Source organism: Streptomyces anulatus, from assembly GCF_000721175.1.
In the GTDB taxonomy this organism is placed as follows: domain Bacteria; phylum Actinomycetota; class Actinomycetes; order Streptomycetales; family Streptomycetaceae; genus Streptomyces; species Streptomyces anulatus_C.
In genome coordinates this window covers 12,492-30,412 of record NZ_JOEZ01000031.1, presented here as the reverse complement: position 1 = coordinate 30,412, position 17,921 = coordinate 12,492, and the positions used below count along the sequence as shown (strand labels likewise).

The 17,921-nt window shown below is 72.2% G+C and carries 17 protein-coding genes; 12 read left to right on the top strand and 5 right to left on the bottom strand.

Annotated features, from left to right (window positions below; translation table 11 throughout):
- Nucleotides 1–22: 22 nt before the first annotated feature.
- Complete coding sequence (locus tag IG90_RS0130170; RefSeq protein WP_030591453.1) at nucleotides 23–892, bottom strand: biotin--[acetyl-CoA-carboxylase] ligase; 870 nt, start codon at nucleotides 890–892, stop codon at nucleotides 23–25.
- A gap of 155 nt (nucleotides 893–1,047) precedes the next feature.
- Here IG90_RS0130170 and IG90_RS0130165 point away from each other — a divergent pair, with 155 nt between their 5' ends.
- The 4 genes from IG90_RS0130165 to IG90_RS0130150 all read left to right on the top strand — a co-directional run bounded on the left by IG90_RS0130165 (nucleotide 1,048) and on the right by IG90_RS0130150 (nucleotide 3,788).
- Complete coding sequence (locus tag IG90_RS0130165) at nucleotides 1,048–2,628, top strand: acyl-CoA carboxylase subunit beta (protein ID WP_030591450.1); 1,581 nt, start codon at nucleotides 1,048–1,050, stop codon at nucleotides 2,626–2,628.
- A gap of 43 nt (nucleotides 2,629–2,671) precedes the next feature.
- Nucleotides 2,672–2,878: an acyl-CoA carboxylase epsilon subunit gene (locus IG90_RS0130160; protein ID WP_030591448.1), complete on the top strand. Its 207-nt coding sequence runs from the start codon at nucleotides 2,672–2,674 to the stop codon at nucleotides 2,876–2,878.
- 110 nt (nucleotides 2,879–2,988) lie between these two features.
- Nucleotides 2,989–3,117, top strand: a complete 129-nt coding sequence (gene mmpB, locus IG90_RS46755; protein ID WP_098018286.1) for a morphogenic membrane protein MmpB — start codon at nucleotides 2,989–2,991, stop codon at nucleotides 3,115–3,117.
- Nucleotides 3,118–3,176: 59 nt separating this feature from the next.
- Nucleotides 3,177–3,788 carry a nucleoside triphosphate pyrophosphatase gene (locus IG90_RS0130150; protein WP_030591446.1) on the top strand — a complete coding sequence of 204 codons (612 nt, stop codon included), beginning with the start codon at nucleotides 3,177–3,179 and terminating at the stop codon, nucleotides 3,786–3,788.
- Here the strand turns inward: IG90_RS0130150 and IG90_RS0130145 are convergent.
- A complete protein-coding gene (locus IG90_RS0130145; protein ID WP_051860313.1) occupies nucleotides 3,769–4,242 on the bottom strand; it encodes a hypothetical protein in 474 nt (157 codons plus the stop codon). The genes IG90_RS0130150 and IG90_RS0130145 overlap by 20 nt on opposite strands.
- 354 nt (nucleotides 4,243–4,596) lie before the next feature.
- Between IG90_RS0130145 and IG90_RS0130140 the strand changes: the two genes are divergently transcribed.
- Both IG90_RS0130140 and IG90_RS0130135 read left to right on the top strand, forming a co-directional pair.
- Entirely contained in the window at nucleotides 4,597–6,351 is a 1,755-nt protein-coding gene (locus IG90_RS0130140; protein WP_030591441.1) for an acetyl/propionyl/methylcrotonyl-CoA carboxylase subunit alpha, read from the top strand.
- Between the two features lie 173 nt (nucleotides 6,352–6,524).
- The gene (locus IG90_RS0130135; protein ID WP_459170904.1) at nucleotides 6,525–7,067 is read left to right on the top strand and encodes a TetR/AcrR family transcriptional regulator; all 543 of its coding nucleotides are present in this window, start codon (nucleotides 6,525–6,527) and stop codon (nucleotides 7,065–7,067) included.
- 195 nt (nucleotides 7,068–7,262) lie between these two features.
- Here IG90_RS0130135 and IG90_RS0130130 read toward each other — a convergent pair whose 3' ends face one another.
- Together IG90_RS0130130 and IG90_RS0130125 are read right to left on the bottom strand one after the other, a co-directional pair.
- Nucleotides 7,263–8,222 carry a DeoR/GlpR family DNA-binding transcription regulator gene (locus tag IG90_RS0130130; protein WP_078585466.1) on the bottom strand — a complete coding sequence of 320 codons (960 nt, stop codon included), beginning with the start codon at nucleotides 8,220–8,222 and terminating at the stop codon, nucleotides 7,263–7,265.
- A gap of 176 nt (nucleotides 8,223–8,398) precedes the next feature.
- Nucleotides 8,399–9,838 carry an NAD(P)H-quinone dehydrogenase gene (locus IG90_RS0130125; RefSeq protein ID WP_030591432.1) on the bottom strand — a complete coding sequence of 480 codons (1,440 nt, stop codon included), beginning with the start codon at nucleotides 9,836–9,838 and terminating at the stop codon, nucleotides 8,399–8,401.
- 272 nt (nucleotides 9,839–10,110) lie between these two features.
- Here IG90_RS0130125 and IG90_RS0130120 point away from each other — a divergent pair, with 272 nt between their 5' ends.
- The 3 genes from IG90_RS0130120 (at nucleotide 10,111) to IG90_RS0130110 (ending at nucleotide 13,410) form a co-directional block, all read left to right on the top strand.
- Nucleotides 10,111–10,548: a gamma-glutamylcyclotransferase family protein gene (locus IG90_RS0130120; protein ID WP_007458837.1), complete on the top strand. Its 438-nt coding sequence runs from the start codon at nucleotides 10,111–10,113 to the stop codon at nucleotides 10,546–10,548.
- Between the two features lie 116 nt (nucleotides 10,549–10,664).
- Nucleotides 10,665–11,489, top strand: a complete 825-nt coding sequence (locus IG90_RS0130115) for a purine-nucleoside phosphorylase (protein WP_030591429.1) — start codon at nucleotides 10,665–10,667, stop codon at nucleotides 11,487–11,489.
- A 280-nt stretch (nucleotides 11,490–11,769) separates the two neighbouring features.
- On the top strand, nucleotides 11,770–13,410 hold the full coding sequence (locus IG90_RS0130110) for a phospho-sugar mutase (RefSeq protein WP_030591426.1): 1,641 nt from the start codon (nucleotides 11,770–11,772) through the stop codon (nucleotides 13,408–13,410).
- 283 nt (nucleotides 13,411–13,693) lie between these two features.
- Here IG90_RS0130110 and IG90_RS0130105 read toward each other — a convergent pair whose 3' ends face one another.
- Nucleotides 13,694–14,332: a PH domain-containing protein gene (locus IG90_RS0130105; RefSeq protein ID WP_030591423.1), complete on the bottom strand. Its 639-nt coding sequence runs from the start codon at nucleotides 14,330–14,332 to the stop codon at nucleotides 13,694–13,696.
- A 158-nt stretch (nucleotides 14,333–14,490) separates the two neighbouring features.
- Here IG90_RS0130105 and deoC point away from each other — a divergent pair, with 158 nt between their 5' ends.
- Genes deoC through IG90_RS0130090 form a run of 3 tightly spaced genes read left to right on the top strand, consistent with a single transcriptional unit; the run spans nucleotide 14,491 to nucleotide 17,838 of the window.
- Entirely contained in the window at nucleotides 14,491–15,486 is a 996-nt protein-coding gene (gene deoC / locus IG90_RS0130100; RefSeq protein ID WP_030591419.1) for a deoxyribose-phosphate aldolase, read from the top strand.
- A gap of 5 nt (nucleotides 15,487–15,491) precedes the next feature.
- Nucleotides 15,492–16,928, top strand: a complete 1,437-nt coding sequence (locus IG90_RS0130095; protein WP_030591416.1) for an aldehyde dehydrogenase family protein — start codon at nucleotides 15,492–15,494, stop codon at nucleotides 16,926–16,928.
- Nucleotides 16,921–17,838, top strand: coding sequence for an aldehyde dehydrogenase family protein (locus IG90_RS0130090; protein WP_030591413.1), 918 nt, complete (start codon nucleotides 16,921–16,923; stop codon nucleotides 17,836–17,838). Before IG90_RS0130095 ends, IG90_RS0130090 begins: the two co-directional genes overlap by 8 nt.
- Nucleotides 17,839–17,921: the final 83 nt, after the last annotated feature.

Here is a 17,921-nt window from a genome sequence, read left to right as displayed (position 1 = left end):
CCCCCCTCTCAGGTCAGGCCTCTCAGGTCAGGCCGCCCGCCGCGCCGCGCAGGTGGACGATGTCCCCGGCCGAGACCGGCTGCTGGAGCCCGTCCTCGGTGGAGAGGACGAGCCGCCCGTCCCCGTCGATCGCGACCGCCTCGCCGACCAGGGACGCACCCCCCGGCAACTCGGCCCGCACGGTCCGGTCCAGCGTCGCGCAGCCCGCCGCGTAGGCGGCCTGGAGCCCGCTCGCGGCCGCGTCGCCACCCGCCGCCCTCCACCGGCCGTACCAGTCCTCCAGCGAGCGCAGGACGGCGCGCAGCAGGGTCTCCCGGTCGGTGGAGACCGCTCCGGCGAGCGCCAGCGATCCGGCGGTGGGGGCGGGCAGCTCGTCGGCGCGCAGGGAGACGTTGACGCCCAGACCGACGACGATGCCGTCCCCGGCGAACTCGCCGAGGATGCCGCCCGTCTTGCGCTCCTCCCCCTCCACCGAAACAAGCAGGTCATTGGGCCACTTCAGCGACATGTCGACACCCGCCGACTTCGCGAGCCCGGTCGCGGCGGCGACCCCGGCCAGCAGCGGTACCCACCCCCACCTCTCCACGGGGATGTCGCCGGGCTCCAGGTACACCGAGAAGAAGAGCCCGGAGCGGGGCGGTGCGGTCCAGGTCCGCTCCAGCCGCCCGCGCCCGGCCGTCTGCTCCTCGGCGACCAGCACCGTGCCCTCGCCCGCCACCCCGGTACGGGCCTGCTCGGCGAGGTCGGTGTTGGTGGATCCGGTGGACTCCACGACCTCCAGCGACGTCCACAGCGCGTCCGGCCGCAGCAGCCCGCGGCGCAGCGCGGTCACGTTGAGGGGGGGCCGGCCGAGGTCCGACCAGCGGTTGTGTGGCGCATCCGGTGGTGTCATGCAACCCAGCCTAGGTGTGGCAAAGGACGCACTGCCTTTCCGGAGGCGCGCCGATACCCTACGAGTCAGTAGCCAGAGCCGGACTGACGGCTGGCCGTCCCCCCGTGACCGGTGCCAGACGTCGTCCCCGTGACCAGGCAGGGAGCCGCCCCCCGATGTCCGAGCCGCTAAGCGACATCCACACCACCGCGGGCAAGCTCGCGGACCTGACGCGCCGCATCGACGAGGCGACGCACGCCGGGTCGGCCCGCGCGGTCGAGAAGCAGCACGCCAAGGGCAAGCTGACCGCCCGTGAGCGGGTCGAGCTGCTCCTGGACGAGGGCTCCTTCGTGGAGCTCGACGAGTTCGCCCGGCACCGCTCCACCAACTTCGGCATCGAGAAGAACCGCCCGTACGGGGACGGTGTCGTCACCGGTTACGGCACGGTCGACGGCCGCCCGGTCTGCGTGTACTCGCAGGACTTCACGATCTTCGGCGGTTCGCTCGGCGAGGTCTACGGCGAGAAGATCGTCAAGGTCATGGACTTCGCGCTGAAGACCGGCTGCCCGGTCATCGGCATCAACGACGGCGGCGGCGCGCGGATCCAGGAAGGCGTCGCGGCCCTCGGCCTGTTCGCCGAGATCTTCCGCCGCAACGTGCACGCCTCCGGGGTGATCCCGCAGATCTCGCTGATCGTCGGCCCGTGCGCGGGCGGTGCGGTCTACTCCCCCGCGATCACCGACTTCACGGTGATGGTCGACCAGACCTCGCACATGTTCATCACCGGCCCCGACGTCATCAAGACGGTCACCGGCGAGGACGTCGGCTTCGAGGAGCTGGGCGGCGCCCGTACGCACAACACCACCTCCGGGGTGGCGCACCACATGGCGGGCGACGAGAAGGACGCCATCGAGTACGTCAAGTCGCTGCTGTCGTACCTGCCTTCGAACAACCTCTCCGAGGCCCCGGCCTTCCCGGAGGAGGCGGACCTCGCCACCACCGACGAGGACCGCGAGCTGGACACGCTCATCCCGGACTCGGCGAACCAGCCGTACGACATGCACACCGCGATCGAGCACGTGCTGGACGACGGCGAGTTCCTGGAGACCCAGGCCCTGTTCGCGCCGAACATCGTCACCGGCTTCGGCCGGGTCGAGGGCCACCCGGTCGGCATCGTCGCCAACCAGCCGATGCAGTTCGCCGGCTGCCTGGACATCAACGCCAGCGAGAAGGCGGCCCGCTTCGTCCGCACCTGCGACGCGTTCAACGTGCCCGTCATCACCTTCGTGGACGTGCCGGGCTTCCTGCCGGGCGTGGACCAGGAGTACGGCGGCATCATCCGGCGCGGCGCGAAGCTGATCTACGCCTACGCGGAGGCGACGGTCCCGCTGATCACCGTCATCACCCGCAAGGCGTTCGGCGGCGCGTACGACGTGATGGGCTCCAAGCACCTGGGCGCCGACCTGAACGTCGCCTGGCCGACCGCGCAGATCGCCGTCATGGGCGCGCAGGGCGCGGTGAACATCCTGCACCGCCGCACCATCGCCGCCGCCGAGGACCCGGACGCCACGCGCGCCGAGCTGATGGCGGCGTACGAGGACGCGCTGCTCAACCCGTACGTGGCGGCCGAGCGCGGCTACGTCGACGCGGTGATCATGCCGTCCGAGACGCGGGCCCATATCGTCAAGGGGCTGCGTCAGCTGCGTACGAAGCGGGAATCACTGCCTCCGAAGAAGCACGGCAACATCCCGCTCTAGGGCGTGTTTCGAAAGTCCCGCCTGCTCGCAGAAAGGTCTGCCCATGATCAAGGTCGTACGGGGCAACCCCACCCCGGAGGAACTGGCCGCCGCACTGGCGGTGGTCCGGGCGCGCGCCGCGGCGGCGTCCGCCATGTCGTCCGGCGCGCCGCTGCCGCCCGAGCAGTGGTCGGACCCGGGGCGCATCGCGCGCACCGGCCGCCCGCGGCCGGGCCCCCGGGCCTGGGCCCGGACGTACTGGCCGGCCTGAGCCGCCGGCCCGTCCGCGAGCCGTCCCCGAGCCGCCCCCGTCCCGCACGGGGGCGGCTTTGAGTACCCGTACTCAGGCGTGGGGGCGGACGGCGCAGCAGGATCGGAAGCATGCTGTGGTCCGACCCCGAGAACAAGCCGCCGAAGGAACTGCGCGACGCCCAGGCCATGATGCGCAGGGCCGGCGTCCTGCTGGCGCTGGCGATGCTGGTGGCGATGTTCGTGCTCGGCATCCGCTGAGCCACGGGCCCATGCCCCCTCGGGCACCGGGGGGACCACGGCCCCCGGGCCCTTCTACGATGGCCCGCATGACTGATCAGCGCCGTCTCGTGCTCGCCTCCGCCTCCCCCGCCCGTCTCGGTCTGCTGCGCCAGGCCGGGTTCGCCCCCGAGGTGATCGTCAGCGGTGTCGACGAGGACGCCCTGAGCGCGCCGACCCCCGCCGAGCTGGCGCTCGTCCTGGCCCGGGCCAAGGCCGCGGCGGTGGCGGAGCGCCCCGAGGCGGCGGGCGCCCTGGTCATCGGCTGCGACTCGGTGCTGGAGCTGGACGGCGAGGCGCTCGGCAAGCCCGCCGACGCCGAGGAGGCCACCGCCCGCTGGAAGGCGATGCGCGGCCGGTCGGGGATCCTGCGGACCGGGCACAGCGTGATCGACACCGCCTCCGGCCGTACGGCGTCGGCGACGGCGTCCACGGTCGTACGGTTCGGCGAGCCGAGCGACGCCGAGGTCGCCGCCTATGTGGCCTCGGGAGAACCGCTCCACGTCGCGGGGGCGTTCACCCTGGACGGCCGCTCGGCGCCGTTCGTCGACTCCATCGAGGGCGACCACGGCAATGTCATCGGGCTCTCGCTGCCGCTGCTGCGCCGGCTGCTGGGCGAGCTGGACGTCTCCGTCACGGAGCTGTGGGTCTGAGTCCGGCCCGGGGCGGCTCAGCCGCCGCCGGGGCCGCCTTGTCGCCCACCCCGTCGTCGGCCCGGGTCTCGGTCCCGTACGACAGCAGGGTGAGCACCAGCAGGGCCAGCACGACCATCATGAACGCGAAGGCCGACCACCCCACCAGGCCGACGGTGACCGCGCCGAGGACGCCGTGCACGACCGCGCAACCGATCAGGACGATCCGTCCGGCGCGTCCCGGAGCGCGGTCGCGTATCCCGGCGATCAGCGCTGTCAGCCCGCACAGGACCAGCGCCAGCCCGGAGACACCGCCCATCACCCAGGTCCCGGTGGACATGGCGTCCGGGTCCAGGCCGGCGAGCGACATGTTCTGGTTCTCGGCGACCGTGGCCAGGACGGCGTTGACGAGCACGATGCCCACCGCCTCCCCGAACAGCACGAGCGCGGTCACGATCGCAACCGGTCTGCGCATCAGCGTCCCACCCCTGTTACCTCTGGTACGTGCGTAGCGCGGACCCTACTCACGGGTATTCCTTCGGACAAGGGGCTGGACGGGTCCGGGGCGCCGGGCAAAGAATCCTCCGGCCGTTCGTAGGGACTCCACAAAGAAACGCCATGAGGCGTTGACCTTAAAGACAGAGACCTGGACCACACCGGGTGGTTACTGTGCGGTTGAGGATCGCGGCGTACCGTGGTGCCACAAGGGATTTCACTACTGGGGCAAGCCTCGGATCACACTCCGTGTGGGCAAGCTCACCATTGGGGACGGGTCGTACGGCCGTGTCGGTAGTCCCTAAACTCAGCTTGTTTCGAGGAGGGAGTCATCGTGCGCAAGGTGCTCATCGCCAACCGTGGCGAAATCGCAGTCCGCGTTGCTCGGGCGTGCCGGGACGCGGGGATCGCGAGTGTCGCGGTCTACGCCGAGCCGGACCGGGACGCGTTGCATGTCCGGGCCGCCGACGAGGCGTTCGCTCTGGGCGGTGACACCCCGGCCGCCAGCTATCTGGACATGGCCAAGGTGCTGCAGGCCGCCGCTGACTCGGGGGCGGACGCGATCCACCCCGGTTACGGATTCCTGTCGGAGAACGCGGAGTTCGCCCAGGCCGTCCTGGACGCCGGGCTGACCTGGATCGGCCCCCCGCCGCAGGCCATCCGCGACCTCGGCGACAAGGTCGCCGCCCGGCACATCGCCCAGCGCGCGGGCGCCCCGCTGGTGGCCGGCACCCCGGACCCGGTCTCCGGGTCCGCCGAGGTCGTCGCCTTCGCCGAGCAGAACGGCCTGCCGATCGCGATCAAGGCGGCCTTCGGCGGCGGCGGTCGCGGTCTGAAGGTGGCCCGTACGCTGGAGGAGATCCCGGAGCTGTACGACTCCGCTGTCCGCGAGGCCGTCGCGGCGTTCGGCCGCGGCGAGTGCTTCGTCGAGCGGTATCTGGACAAGCCGCGGCACGTGGAGACCCAGTGCCTGGCCGACAGCCACGGCAACGTGGTCGTCGTCTCCACCCGTGACTGCTCGCTCCAGCGCCGCCACCAGAAGCTCGTGGAGGAGGCCCCGGCCCCCTTCCTGACCCAGGCGCAGAACGACGAGCTGTACGCCGCCTCGAAGGCGATCCTGAAGGAAGCCGGCTACGTCGGCGCCGGCACGGTCGAGTTCCTCGTCGGCGTCGACGGCACGATCTCGTTCCTGGAGGTCAACACCCGCCTCCAGGTCGAGCACCCCGTCACCGAAGAGGTCACCGGCATCGACCTCGTCCGCGAGATGTTCCGCATCGCCGACGGCGAAGCACTCGGCTACGACGACCCCGCCGTGCGCGGCCACTCCTTCGAGTTCCGCATCAACGGCGAGGACCCGGGGCGTGGCTTCCTCCCCGCCCCCGGCACCGTGACGACGTTCGCCCCGCCGACCGGTCCGGGTGTCCGCCTGGACGCCGGCGTCGAGTCGGGCTCGGTCATCGGCCCGGCGTGGGACTCGCTGCTCGCCAAGCTCATCGTGACCGGCGCGACCCGTGAGCAGGCGCTGCAGCGCGCCGCCCGTGCACTGGCGGAGTTCCAGGTCGAGGGCATGGCCACCGCGATCCCGTTCCACCGGGCCGTCGTCGCCGACCCCGCCTTCACCGCGGACCCGTTCACCGTCCACACCCGGTGGATCGAGACCGAGTTCGTCAACGAGATCAAGCCCTTCGCCGCGCCCGCCGACGCGGACGCGGAGGACGAGGCCGGGCGCGAGACCGTCGTCGTCGAGGTCGGCGGCAAGCGCCTGGAGGTGTCGCTGCCGTCCTCGCTGGGCATGTCGCTGGCCCGCACCGGCCTCGCCGCCGGCGCGAAGCCCAAGCGCCGCGCCGCGAAGAAGGCCGGCTCGGCCGCCTCCGGCGACACCCTCGCCTCGCCCATGCAGGGCACCATCGTCAAGATCGCGGTGGAGGAGGGCCAGGAGGTCAAGGAGGGCGACCTCGTCGTCGTCCTGGAGGCCATGAAGATGGAGCAGCCGCTCAACGCGCACCGCTCCGGCACCGTCAAGGGCCTCACCGCCGAGGTCGGCGCCTCCGTCTCCTCCGGCGCCCTGATCTGCGAGATCAAGGACTGACCGCACCGCGCACCCCGAAGGGGCCCGGCCCGCGTCGTGAGACGCGGGCCGGGCCCCTTCGTCACAGTGGCATCCTGGAACCCACGAAGGTCCCGAGGACCGAGGGAGGGGCGGAAACCATGGCAGGGGCGATCCCGATGGACACGAGCACGGTGCAGCCGCCGGCCCGGCCGATGCGCGCGGACGCGCGCCGGAACCACGACCGGCTGGTGGGCGAGGCGCGCAGGTCCTTCGCCGAGCACGGCACGGACGCCTCGCTGGAGGACATCGCCCGGCGGGCGGGCGTGGGCATCGGCACCCTCTACCGGCACTTCCCGAACCGGGACGCCCTGATGAACGCGGTCTTCCAGGACGCCCTGTGCTCGCTCCTGGACCGCTCCCGTGAGCTGGCGGCGGCGGAAGCGCCGTGCCGGGCGCTGGTGGACTGGCTGGGCGCGATCGTCACTCATGCGGGTGAATACCGCGGCCTGGCCCACGCCCTGATGTCCGCCTCGCGCGACGAGACCTCGGCGCTCGTGCAGTGCCATCTGCCACTCCGGGAGGCAGGCGCGGGGCTGCTGCGCCGGGCCCAGGAGAGCGGGGCGGTCCGGGGCGACGTGTCGATCGACGATCTGCTCCAGCTCACCAACGCGATCGCGCTGGCGGCCGAGCAGTCGCCGGACGACCCGGAGTTGGCGGAGCGGCTGCTGCGGCTGACGCTGCGGGGCCTGAAGTAGCGAGGCCTGGAGCAACGGGCTTCGTCCGGGGCTTGGCCCCTGCGCCGGGCTTCTCCCCCGCCCCGCCCCTTCCCGAACCCGGGGCTCCGCCCGGGACCCCGCTCCTCGAACGCCGGAGGGCTGAGAGGCGAGCGCAGAAGGCACTGAAGGGGGAGCGCCGGAGCGGGGGCTCGGAGACGGCGCCCCGACCCGGGTCTACCGCCGCCGCAGATCCGCCACGCGCGCCCGCTCGCCCGGGACGTCCGCCAGCGCCGAGGCGCTGCGGAGCTGCGGACCGAGGCCACCGTTCTGCGTGCGCCGCTGACCGGGGAGCGGCATGTCGCGGCGGGGCCGGCGCCCCGGTGGGGGGCCGGCCCCGCCCGACGCGTCCGCCTCCGGACCGGCCACCGTGATCTCCACGCCCTGGTCCGCCAGGGACTGGAGCTCGGCGGCGGCCCGCTCGTCGTGGAGCGGGGGCTCGTCCGTGACCAGGCGGGTGATCAGCTCGGTGGGCACCGTCTGGAACATGGTGTCCGAGCCGAGCTTGGTGTGGTCCGCCAGGACGACCACCTCCGCGGCGGCCTGCACGAGAGCCCGGTCGACGCTGGCCGAGAGCATGTTGGAGGTGGACAGGCCACGCTCCGCCGTGAGGCCGCTCCCGGAGAGGAAGGCCCGGGAGACCCGCAGCCCCTGGAGGGACTGCTCGGCCCCGCTGCCCACCAGCGCGTAGTTGCTCCCGCGCAGGGTGCCGCCGGTCATGACGACTTCGACCCGGTTGGCGTGGGCCAACGCCTGGGCCACCAAGAGGGAGTTGGTGACGACGGTCAGACCGGGGACCCTCGCGAGCCGGCGGGCCAGCTCCTGCGTGGTCGTGCCGGCGCCGACCACGATGGCCTCGCCCTCACCGACGAGACCTGCGGCCAGGTCGGCGATAGCTGTCTTCTCCGCGGTGGAGAGATGGGATTTCTGCGGAAAGCCGGACTCCCGCGTAAAACCGCCCGGTAAGACCGCACCGCCGTGCCGGCGGTCGAGGAGTCCTTCTGCCTCCAGTGCCCGCACGTCCCGCCGTACGGTCACTTCGGAGGTCTGGACGACGCGGGCGAGCTCACGGAGCGATACCGCTCCGTTGGCACGCACCATTTCGAGGATCAATTGACGACGTTCTGCAGCGAACACGGAACTGACAGTAACCTGACCGTCGGTGAGTTTTCAGCAGTTTGCGCCGAATAACAGAAGTTGTACTTCAAAGGGGCCCCCAAGTGGTATGGGAGGCCCCTTTGTTGTTGAGCGGTGATCGTCAAGTGGTCACAGCGCCGCCCGGACCGCCGGGGGCTGCCGGGTTTCCCGGGTGCTCAGCCCTCGCCCGTGAGCTTGCGGGTGTGCAACTGCCGGGCCACCTCCGCGATCGATCCCGACAGGGACGGGTACACGGTGAACGCGTTGGCGATCTGCTCCACCGTCAGGTTGTTGTCGACCGCGAGCGAGATGGGGTGGATCAGCTCGCTGGCGCGCGGCGCGACCACGCAGCCGCCGACCACGATCCCCGTACCGGGACGGCAGAAGATCTTGACGAAGCCGTCGCGGATGCCCTGCATCTTGGCGCGCGGGTTGCGCAGCAGCGGCAGCTTCACCACCCGGGCCTCGATCTTGCCCGCGTCGACCTCGGCCTGGCTGTAGCCGACGGTGGCGATCTCCGGGTCGGTGAAGACGTTGGCGGAGACGGCCTTGAGGTTCAGCGGGGCGACCGCGTCGCCCAGGAAGTGGTACATCGCGATCCGGCCCTGCATCGCCGCGACCGAGGCCAGCGCGAAGATCCCGGTGACGTCACCGGCCGCGTAGACGCCGGGGGCGCTGGTGCGCGAGACCCGGTCGGTGAGGACGTGCCCGGAGTCCTTGAGCCGTACGCCGGCCTCCTCCAGGCCCATGCCCGCGGTGTTCGGGATCGCGCCGACCGCCATCAGGCAGTGCGAGCCGGTGATGACCCGGCCGTCGGCCAGCGTCACCTCGACCCGGTCGCCGACGCGCTTGGCGGACTGGGCGCGGGAGCGGGCCATGACGTTCATCCCGCGGCGGCGGAAGACGTCCTCCAGGACGGCGGCGGCGTCCGGGTCCTCGCCGGGCAGCACCCGGTCGCGGGAGGAGACGAGGGTGACGCGCGAGCCGAGCGCCTGGTAGGCCCCGGCGAACTCGGCTCCGGTGACACCGGATCCGACGACGATGAGCTCCTCGGGCAGCTCGTCGAGGTCGTAGACCTGGGTCCAGTTCAGGATGCGCTCGCCGTCCGGCTGAGCGTCCGGGATCTCGCGCGGGTGACCTCCGGTCGCTATCAGCACGGCGTCGGCGGTGAGCCGCTCCTCGGTGCCGTCGGCCGCGGTGACGACGACCTGACGGGACCCGTCGGCCGCCTGGAGCCCGTCGAGCCGGCCCCGGCCGCGCATCACGCGGGCGCCGGCCCGGGTGACGGACGCGGTGATGTCGTGTGACTGGGCGAGCGCGAGGCGCTTGACCCGGCGGTTGACCTTGCCGAGGTCCACACCGACGACCCTCGCGGCCTGCTCCATGTGCGGCGTGTCGTCGGCGACGATGATGCCCAGCTCTTCGTACGAGGAGTCGAAGGTGGTCATCACCTCGGCCGTCGCGATCAGGGTCTTCGAGGGCACGCAGTCGGTGAGGACCGAGGCCCCGCCCAGACCGTCGCAGTCGACGACGGTCACCTCCGCGCCGAGCTGGGCGCCCACCAGGGCTGCCTCGTAGCCGCCGGGGCCGCCGCCGATGATCACGATCCGGGTCACGAAAAGTCCGCCTCGCGTTGTGTAACCCGCGGCCGTCTGCCGCCCCGGCCGGGGGTCCGGGGGATCGCCCCGGGGGAATGCAGTACGTACTCCATTGTCCCGCACGCGCCAATGTGCTTCGCCCCGGGGCCCTCCATACGGGAAGGAGGGCGTCCGCCGTACGGGGACGAGCGGCCCGCGCACCGAGGTCCGCGCCGCCCCGCACTCCCCCGACCGGGGCCTTCGTCACAGGAACCGCCGCTCCCGCGCCCACCTCCCGTACCCTCGGTCCCATGTCGCTCTACGCCGCGTACGCCGGCAACCTCGACGCGCGGCTCATGACCCGCCGCGCCCCGCATTCCCCGATGCGCAGCACCGGCTGGCTCAACGGCTGGCGGCTGACCTTCGGCGGGGAGCAGATGGGCTGGGAGGGGGCGCTGGCCACCGTGGTGGAGGCGCCGCGCTCCCAGGTCTTCGTCGCGCTGTACGACCTGGCGCCGATGGACGAGGACTCCATGGACCGCTGGGAGGGCGTCGGGCTCGACATATACCGGCGGATGCGGGTGCGGGTGCACACCCTGGACGGCGAGGAGCCGGCCTGGATGTACGTGCTGAACGGATACGAGGGCGGGCTGCCCTCGGCGCGCTACCTGGGTGAGATCGCGGACGCCGCGGAATCCGCCGGCGCACCTCACGACTACGTGATGGAACTGCGCAAGCGCCCCTGCTGACCGGGGCGGGCGGGGCCCGGCCACGCCCGCTTCGTGCGAAAACACAAAAGACCTCCGGCGCGTCTTTGCGCCAGTGCATCTACGCGCGTAGGGATTCAGCGGTTACGCTCGTCCGCGTGAACGCATCTGTTATTCCGGACAACATCCAGGGCGACCCGCAGGCAGCCGCTGCCGGGGCCGCCGCCCGCCTGCGCGAGCTGACCGGCGCCGAGACCCATGACGTCGCCCTGGTCATGGGCTCAGGCTGGGCGCCCGCGGGCGAAGCACTCGGCGTCCCGGAGGCCGAGTTCCCCGTGACCGAGCTGCCCGGCTTCCCGGCGCCCGCCGTCGAGGGCCACGGCGGCACGGTCCGCTCGTACAAGATCGGCGAGAAGCGCGCGCTGGTCTTCCTCGGCCGCACGCACTTCTACGAGGGCCGCGGCGTCGCCGCCGTCGCCCACGGGGTCCGTACGGCGGTGGCCGCGGGCTGCGGGACCGTGATCCTGACGAACGGCTGCGGCGGTCTGCGCGAGGGCATGCGCCCGGGCCAGCCGGTTCTGATCAGCGACCACATCAACCTGACGGCCGCCTCCCCGATCGTCGGCGCCAACTTCGTCGACCTGACCGACCTGTACTCCCCGCGGCTGCGCGCGCTGTGCAAGGAGATCGACGACTCCCTCGAAGAGGGCGTGTACGTCCAGTTCCCCGGCCCGCACTACGAGACCCCGGCCGAGATCAACATGGTCCGGGTCATGGGCGGAGACCTGGTGGGCATGTCCACGGTCCTGGAGGCCATCGCGGCCCGCGAGGCGGGCGCCGAGGTACTCGGCCTCTCCCTCGTCACCAACCTGGCGGCCGGCCTGTCCGGAGAACCCCTCAACCACGAGGAGGTCCTCCAGGCCGGCCGCGACTCGGCGACCCGGATGGGCGCGCTGCTGGCGAGGGTGCTCGACCGCGTCTGAGAGCCTGTCGGGTGACCTCTGACCGGGCGGCCACGCCCTGGCACGCACGCTTCCGGCGTTGCCGAGATGCCCTGGCAGCTCCGCTACGAGGACCTTTCGGCGCCTTGGAACCGCAGGCACCGGACCGCGTCCGCTTTCCGGTCGAAGGCCACCCGACAGGCTCTGAGCCACCGCCTTCAGCCCGTGCGGCTGCCCTTTTCACTCCGCCCCGGCCTCGCCCCGGCCGCCCGCACCCCACCCCCGTAACCCACTTCCGCACACCCCCCGAAAGGCGGCCCCCGTGCAGCACGACCTCATCGCGCAGGCCAGGACCTGGCTGGCCGAGGACCCCGACCCCGAGACGCGCGCGGAGCTGGCAGCGCTCATCGAGGCGGGCGACACCGCCGAGCTCGCCGCCCGCTTCGCGGGCACGCTCCAGTTCGGCACGGCCGGGCTGCGCGGGGAGCTCGGGGCCGGGCCGATGCGGATGAACCGGTCCGTGGTGATCCGGGCGGCGGCGGGCCTCGCCGCCTATCTGAAGGCCCAGGGCGAGGAGGGCGGGCTCGTCGTCATCGGGTACGACGCCCGTTACAAGTCCGCGGACTTCGCGCGCGACACGGCCGCCGTGATGACCGGCGCCGGCCTGCGCGCCGCCGTACTGCCCCGCCCGCTGCCCACCCCCGTACTGGCGTACGCCATACGGCATCTGGGAGCCGTCGCGGGCGTCGAGGTCACCGCCAGCCACAACCCGCCGCGCGACAACGGCTACAAGGTCTACCTCGGCGACGGCTCGCAGATCGTGCCCCCGGCCGACGGCGAGATCGCCGCCGCCATCGCCGCGGTCGGCCCGCTGGCGGGCACCGTCCGTCCCGAGGACGGCTGGGAGACCCTCGGCGAGGAGGTGCTGGACGCCTACCTCGCCCGTACGGACGCGGTCCTGGCCGACGGCAGCCCCCGTACGGCGCGCACGGTCTACACCGCGATGCACGGCGTCGGCACCTCGGTGCTGACCGCCGCGTTCGCCCGGGCCGGGTTCCCCGCGCCGGTGCTCGTCGCCGAGCAGGCCGAGCCGGACCCCGCGTTCCCCACCGTGGCCTTCCCGAACCCGGAGGAGCCCGGCGCGATGGATCTCGCCTTCGCCACCGCGCGCCGGGCCGCGCCGGACCTGATCATCGCCAACGACCCCGACGCCGACCGCTGTGCCGTCGCCGTGCCCGACACCGCCACGGAGGGCGGCTGGCGGATGCTGCGCGGCGACGAGGTGGGCGCGCTGCTCGCCGCGCACCTGGTGGAGCGGGGCGTCAGCGGCGTGTTCGCCGAGTCGATCGTGTCGTCCTCGCTGCTCGGCCGGATCGCCGGGAAGGCGGGCCTCGGTTACGAGGAGACCCTTACCGGCTTCAAGTGGATCGCCCGGGTGGACGGCCTGCGGTACGGGTACGAGGAGGCGCTCGGCTACTGCGTCGACCCCGAGGGCGTCCGCGACAAGGACGGCATCACCGCCGCCCTGCTCGTCGCCGAGCTCGCCTCCGTACTCAAGGAGCAGGGCCGTACGCTGCTGGACCTGCTGGACGACCTGGCCCTGGCCCACGGCCTGCACGCCACCGACCAGCTCTCGGTGCGGGTGGAGGACCTGACGGTCATCGCCGACGCCATGACCCGGCTCCGTGAGCAGCCGCCGACCGCGCTGGCCGGCCTCGTCGTCACCTCGGCCGAGGACCTGTCGCAGGGCACGGACAGGCTGCCGCCCACCGACGGGCTTCGCTACCACCTGGAAGGCGCCCGGGTGATCGTCCGCCCGAGCGGTACCGAGCCGAAGCTGAAGTGCTACCTGGAGGTCGTCGTCCCGGTGGCGGACGCGGCCGGACTGCCCGCCGCGCGGGCCCGGGGCGCCGAGCTGCTCGCCGGGATCAAGCGGGACCTCGCGGCGGCGGCGGGCATCTGACGCACACCTCGAGCGGGCATCCGACGCGCCGCATCACACGAGCGCGCCGCTTCACACGAAAGGGCCGGCGCCCCTCCCGGGGGCGCCGGCCCTTCGGCGTTCCGTGGCGTCGGCCTCAGAGCCTGTCGGGTGGCCTTCGACCGGAAAGCGGACGCGGTCCGGTGCCTGCGGTTCCAAGGCGCCGAAGGGGTTCCTCGTAGCGGAGCTGCCAGGGCATCTCGGCAACGCCGGAAGCGTGCGTGCCAGGGCGTGGCCGCCCGGTCGGAGGTCACCCGACAGGCTCTCAGCCGGTCGCCCCCACCACCGCGAGCAGGACGGCGCCGGCGACGGCCGGGGCGATCACCTCGTACGCCCAGCGCACGGAGCCCCGGTCCACGCCCTCGGCGGTCGTGTCGCCGGCCCGCTCGGCCAGGTCCCGCAGGTCGCGGACGGTCTGGTCGGCGGAGGCGGTGCGCGCGGCCGAGTCGCGGACGTCGGCGCTGACCGACGTACGGCCGTAGGGGTCGTCGTGCGCCGCGCGGGCGGCGGTGCGGGCCGCGCGCTTGCGGGCGCGCAGGGAGACGGGGATCGCCCACAGCTGGTACTTCGTGCCGTCCTGGGCGAGCAGCTCGGAGGAGTACGAGGCCCGGACGTCGGCGACCTCGGTCCAGGGGAGCTGGATCGTCCGGAACGGGTTGCGGATCCGGATGCGCTCGTCGTCCGCGAAGACGGCGGGCCGCAGGGTGAAGGCCACGACCAGCGGCACCACGAGGAGCAGCGCGGCCGCCGCGAGCCACGGCACCCGTCCCTCGCCCCGGATCATGGCGTCCCCGCCCATCCAGGCGATCAGCAGAAGCAGCAGCGACCCGCAGACCAGTGCGGCGACGGAACGGTAGGTCCGTGTCGCGGGGGGCGGCTCCGCGGGAGGTGTGGGGCTCGTCATGGGGCCGATTCTGCCTGACGGGCGCGGAGGACGGCGGAGCGGCTGCCGTACCGCCGTGCCCCGGGAATCCGGTACCGGAGGGCCGGGGTGCGGGACGCACGGACGGCCCGGCCCCCTGTACAGGTCGCTACGCGCGTAGATATGCTCCTCTGGTGACCATGCCCACCACTGCTCCCGCATTCTCCGACGCGACGGCGTCCGACAGTGCGCTGCGCCGCTTCCTGTTCGGGCTCCCCGGCGTCGACGCCGTCGGCCTCGAAGCGCGCGCCGCCTCCCTCGGAACCCGTTCGATCAAGACGACGGCCAAGGCGTACGCCATCGATCTCGCCATCTCGATGATCGACCTGACGACGCTGGAAGGCGCGGACACCCCGGGCAAGGTCCGGGCTCTCGCCGCCAAGGCCGTCAACCCCGACCCGCTTCGCTACGCTCCGCCTCGGCTCTCCTCCGACCCCTTGGATGCCGAGCCCGACCGCATGACCCCGCACACCGCCGCGGTCTGCGTCTATCCCGACATGGCGGCCACCGCCGCCGCCGCGCTGGCCGGCTCCGGTGTGAAGGTGGCGTCCGTGGCGACCGCCTTCCCGGCGGGCCGCGCCTCGCTGGACGTCAAGCTCGCGGACGTCCGCGACGCAGTGGCGGCCGGGGCCGACGAGATCGACATGGTGATCGACCGGGGGGCGTTCCTCTCCGGCCGTTTCCTGAAGGTGTACGAGGAGATCCTCGCCGTGAAGGCGGAGTGCGGCACCGCCCGCCTCAAGGTGATCTTCGAGACCGGCGAGCTGTCCACGTACGACAACATCCGCCGGGCCTCCTGGATCGGGATGCTGGCGGGCGCGGACTTCATCAAGACCTCGACCGGCAAGGTGGCCACCAACGCCACCCCGGCCAACACGCTCCTCATGCTGGAGGCCGTCCGCGACTTCCGGGCGCAGACCGGCGTACAGATCGGTGTGAAACCGGCCGGCGGCATCCGCACCACCAAGGACGCGGTCAAGTTCCTGGTGCTGGTGAACGAGACGACGGGCGAGGACTGGCTGGACCCGCACTGGTTCAGGTTCGGCGCCTCCAGCCTGCTCAACGACCTGCTGATGCAGCGCCAGAAGCTCAGCACCGGCCGTTACTCCGGCCCCGATTACGTGACGGTGGACTGATGACCATGGCATCCGCATTCGAGTACGCACCGGCGCCGGAGTCCCGCGCCGTCGTCGACATCGCCCCCTCCTACGGGCTGTTCATCGACGGCGAGTTCACCGAGGCCGCCGACGGCAAGGTCTTCAAAACCGTCTCGCCGAGCAGCGAAGAGGTCCTCTCCGAGGTCGCGCGGGCAGGCGCGGCGGACGTGGACCGGGCCGTGAAGGCGGCACGGAAGGCGTTCGAGAAGTGGTCGGCGCTGCCCGGCTCCGAGCGCGCCAAGTACCTGTTCCGGATCGCGCGGATCATCCAGGAGCGCAGCCGTGAGCTGGCCGTCCTGGAGACGCTCGACAACGGCAAGCCGATCAAGGAGACCCGCGACGCGGACCTCCCGCTGGTCGCGGCGCACTTCTTCTACTACGCGGGCTGGGCCGACAAGCTCGACCACGCGGGCTACGGGGCGAACCCCCGTCCGCTGGGCGTGGCCGGCCAGGTCATCCCGTGGAACTTCCCGCTGCTGATGCTCGCGTGGAAGATCGCCCCGGCGCTCGCCACGGGCAACACGGTGGTCCTGAAGCCCGCCGAGACGACCCCGCTGAGCGCGCTGTTCTTCGCGGACATCTGCCGCCGGGCGGGGCTCCCCAAGGGTGTCGTCAACATCCTGACCGGGTACGGCGACGCGGGCGAGGCCCTCGTCACGCACCCCGACGTGAACAAGGTCGCCTTCACCGGTTCGACCGCCGTCGGCAAGGCGATCGCGCGCTCCGTCGCGGGCACGGACAAGAAGGTCACCCTGGAGCTGGGCGGCAAGGGCGCGAACATCGTGTTCGACGACGCCCCGATCGACCAGGCCGTCGAGGGCATCGTCACCGGCATCTTCTTCAACCAGGGCCAGGTCTGCTGCGCGGGCTCCCGGCTGCTCGTCCAGGAGTCGGTCCAGGACGAGGTTCTGGACGCGCTGAAGCGCCGGCTGTCCACGCTGCGCCTCGGCGACCCGCTGGACAAGAACACCGACATCGGCGCGATCAACTCCGCCGAGCAGCTCGCCCGGATCACCGCCCTGGTGGAGACCGGCGAGGCGGAGGGCGCGGAGCGCTGGAGCGCCCCCTGCGAACTGCCGTCTTCCGGTTACTGGTTCGCCCCGACGCTCTTCACCAACGTCACCCAGGCGCACACGGTGGCCCGTGACGAGATCTTCGGCCCGGTGCTCTCCGTTCTCTCGTTCCGCACCCCGGACGAGGCGGTCGCCAAGGCCAACAACAGTCAGTACGGCCTCTCGGCCGGCATCTGGACGGAGAAGGGCTCCCGCATCCTCGCGGTGGCGAACAAGCTCCGCGCGGGCGTCGTCTGGGCCAACACGTTCAACAAGTTCGACCCGACGTCGCCGTTCGGCGGCTACAAGGAGTCGGGCTTCGGCCGCGAGGGCGGCCGCCACGGCCTGGAGGCGTACCTCGATGTCTGAGCAGAACCGTCTGAGCGTCTACAAGACCTACAAGCTGTACGTCGGGGGCAAGTTCCCCCGCTCCGAGAGCGGCCGGGTGTACGAGGTGACGGACTCCAAGGGCCAGTGGCTCGCCAACGCCCCGAAGTCTTCGCGCAAGGACGCGCGCGACGCGGTCGTGGCCGCGCGCAAGGCGTTCGGCGGCTGGTCGGGCGCGACCGCGTACAACCGCGGCCAGGTCCTCTACCGCGTCGCGGAGATGCTGGAGGGCCGCAAGGACCAGTTCGTCCGCGAGGTGGCCGCCTCCGAGGGGCTGTCGAAGTCCAAGGCGGCGGCCGTGGTGGACGCGGCGATCGACCGCTGGGTCTGGTACGCGGGCTGGACCGACAAGATCGGGCAGATCGCGGGCGGGGCCAACCCGGTCGCGGGACCGTATCTCAACCTCTCCACCCCCGAGCCGACCGGCGTCGTCGCGGTTCTCGCGCCGCAGAAGTCGTCGTTCCTCGGCCTGGTCTCGGTGATCGCCCCGGTGATCGCGACGGGCAACACGGCGGTCGTCATCGCCTCGGCGGACGCCCCGCTGCCCGCGCTGTCGCTGGGCGAGGTGCTGGCCACCTCGGACGTCCCCGGCGGTGTGGTCAACATCCTGTCCGGCGCCACGGCGGAGCTGGCGGCCCCGCTCGCCGCCCACCAGGACGTCAACGCGATCGACCTCACCGGCGCGGACACCGCGCTGGCGAAGGAGCTGGAGATCGCGGCGGCGGACAATCTGAAGCGCGTGCTCCGCCCACAGCCTGTGGACGCGGACGGCACGTCGGACTCCGAGGACTGGCCGGCCTCCCCCGGCACGCACCGCCTGACGGCGTTCCTGGAGACCAAGACGGTGTGGCACCCGACGGGCGCGCTGGGAGCTGCGGGCTCCTCGTACTGAGGACGGACCGCACCGCAGGTACCCGAACGGGGCCGCCCTCCCACCCCGGGGCGGCCCCGTTCGCCGTGTCCGCGTCCCGCGCG

Bases quoted from the DNA above. Each gene is read 5' to 3' on its own strand.
- IG90_RS0130170 (WP_030591453.1), bottom strand. From the start codon at position 892: ATGACACCACCGGATGCGCCACACAACCGCTGGTCGGACCTCGGCCGG.
- IG90_RS0130165 (WP_030591450.1), top strand. From the start codon at position 1,048: ATGTCCGAGCCGCTAAGCGACATCCACACCACCGCGGGCAAGCTCGCG.
- IG90_RS0130160 (WP_030591448.1), top strand. From the start codon at position 2,672: ATGATCAAGGTCGTACGGGGCAACCCCACCCCGGAGGAACTGGCCGCC.
- mmpB (WP_098018286.1), top strand. From the start codon at position 2,989: ATGCTGTGGTCCGACCCCGAGAACAAGCCGCCGAAGGAACTGCGCGAC.
- IG90_RS0130150 (WP_030591446.1), top strand. From the start codon at position 3,177: ATGGCCCGCATGACTGATCAGCGCCGTCTCGTGCTCGCCTCCGCCTCC.
- IG90_RS0130145 (WP_051860313.1), bottom strand. From the start codon at position 4,242: ATGCGCAGACCGGTTGCGATCGTGACCGCGCTCGTGCTGTTCGGGGAG.
- IG90_RS0130135 (WP_459170904.1), top strand. From the start codon at position 6,525: ATGCGCGCGGACGCGCGCCGGAACCACGACCGGCTGGTGGGCGAGGCG.
- IG90_RS0130120 (WP_007458837.1), top strand. From the start codon at position 10,111: ATGTCGCTCTACGCCGCGTACGCCGGCAACCTCGACGCGCGGCTCATG.
- IG90_RS0130105 (WP_030591423.1), bottom strand. From the start codon at position 14,332: ATGACGAGCCCCACACCTCCCGCGGAGCCGCCCCCCGCGACACGGACC.
- deoC (WP_030591419.1), top strand. From the start codon at position 14,491: ATGCCCACCACTGCTCCCGCATTCTCCGACGCGACGGCGTCCGACAGT.
- IG90_RS0130095 (WP_030591416.1), top strand. From the start codon at position 15,492: ATGGCATCCGCATTCGAGTACGCACCGGCGCCGGAGTCCCGCGCCGTC.
- IG90_RS0130090 (WP_030591413.1), top strand. From the start codon at position 16,921: ATGTCTGAGCAGAACCGTCTGAGCGTCTACAAGACCTACAAGCTGTAC.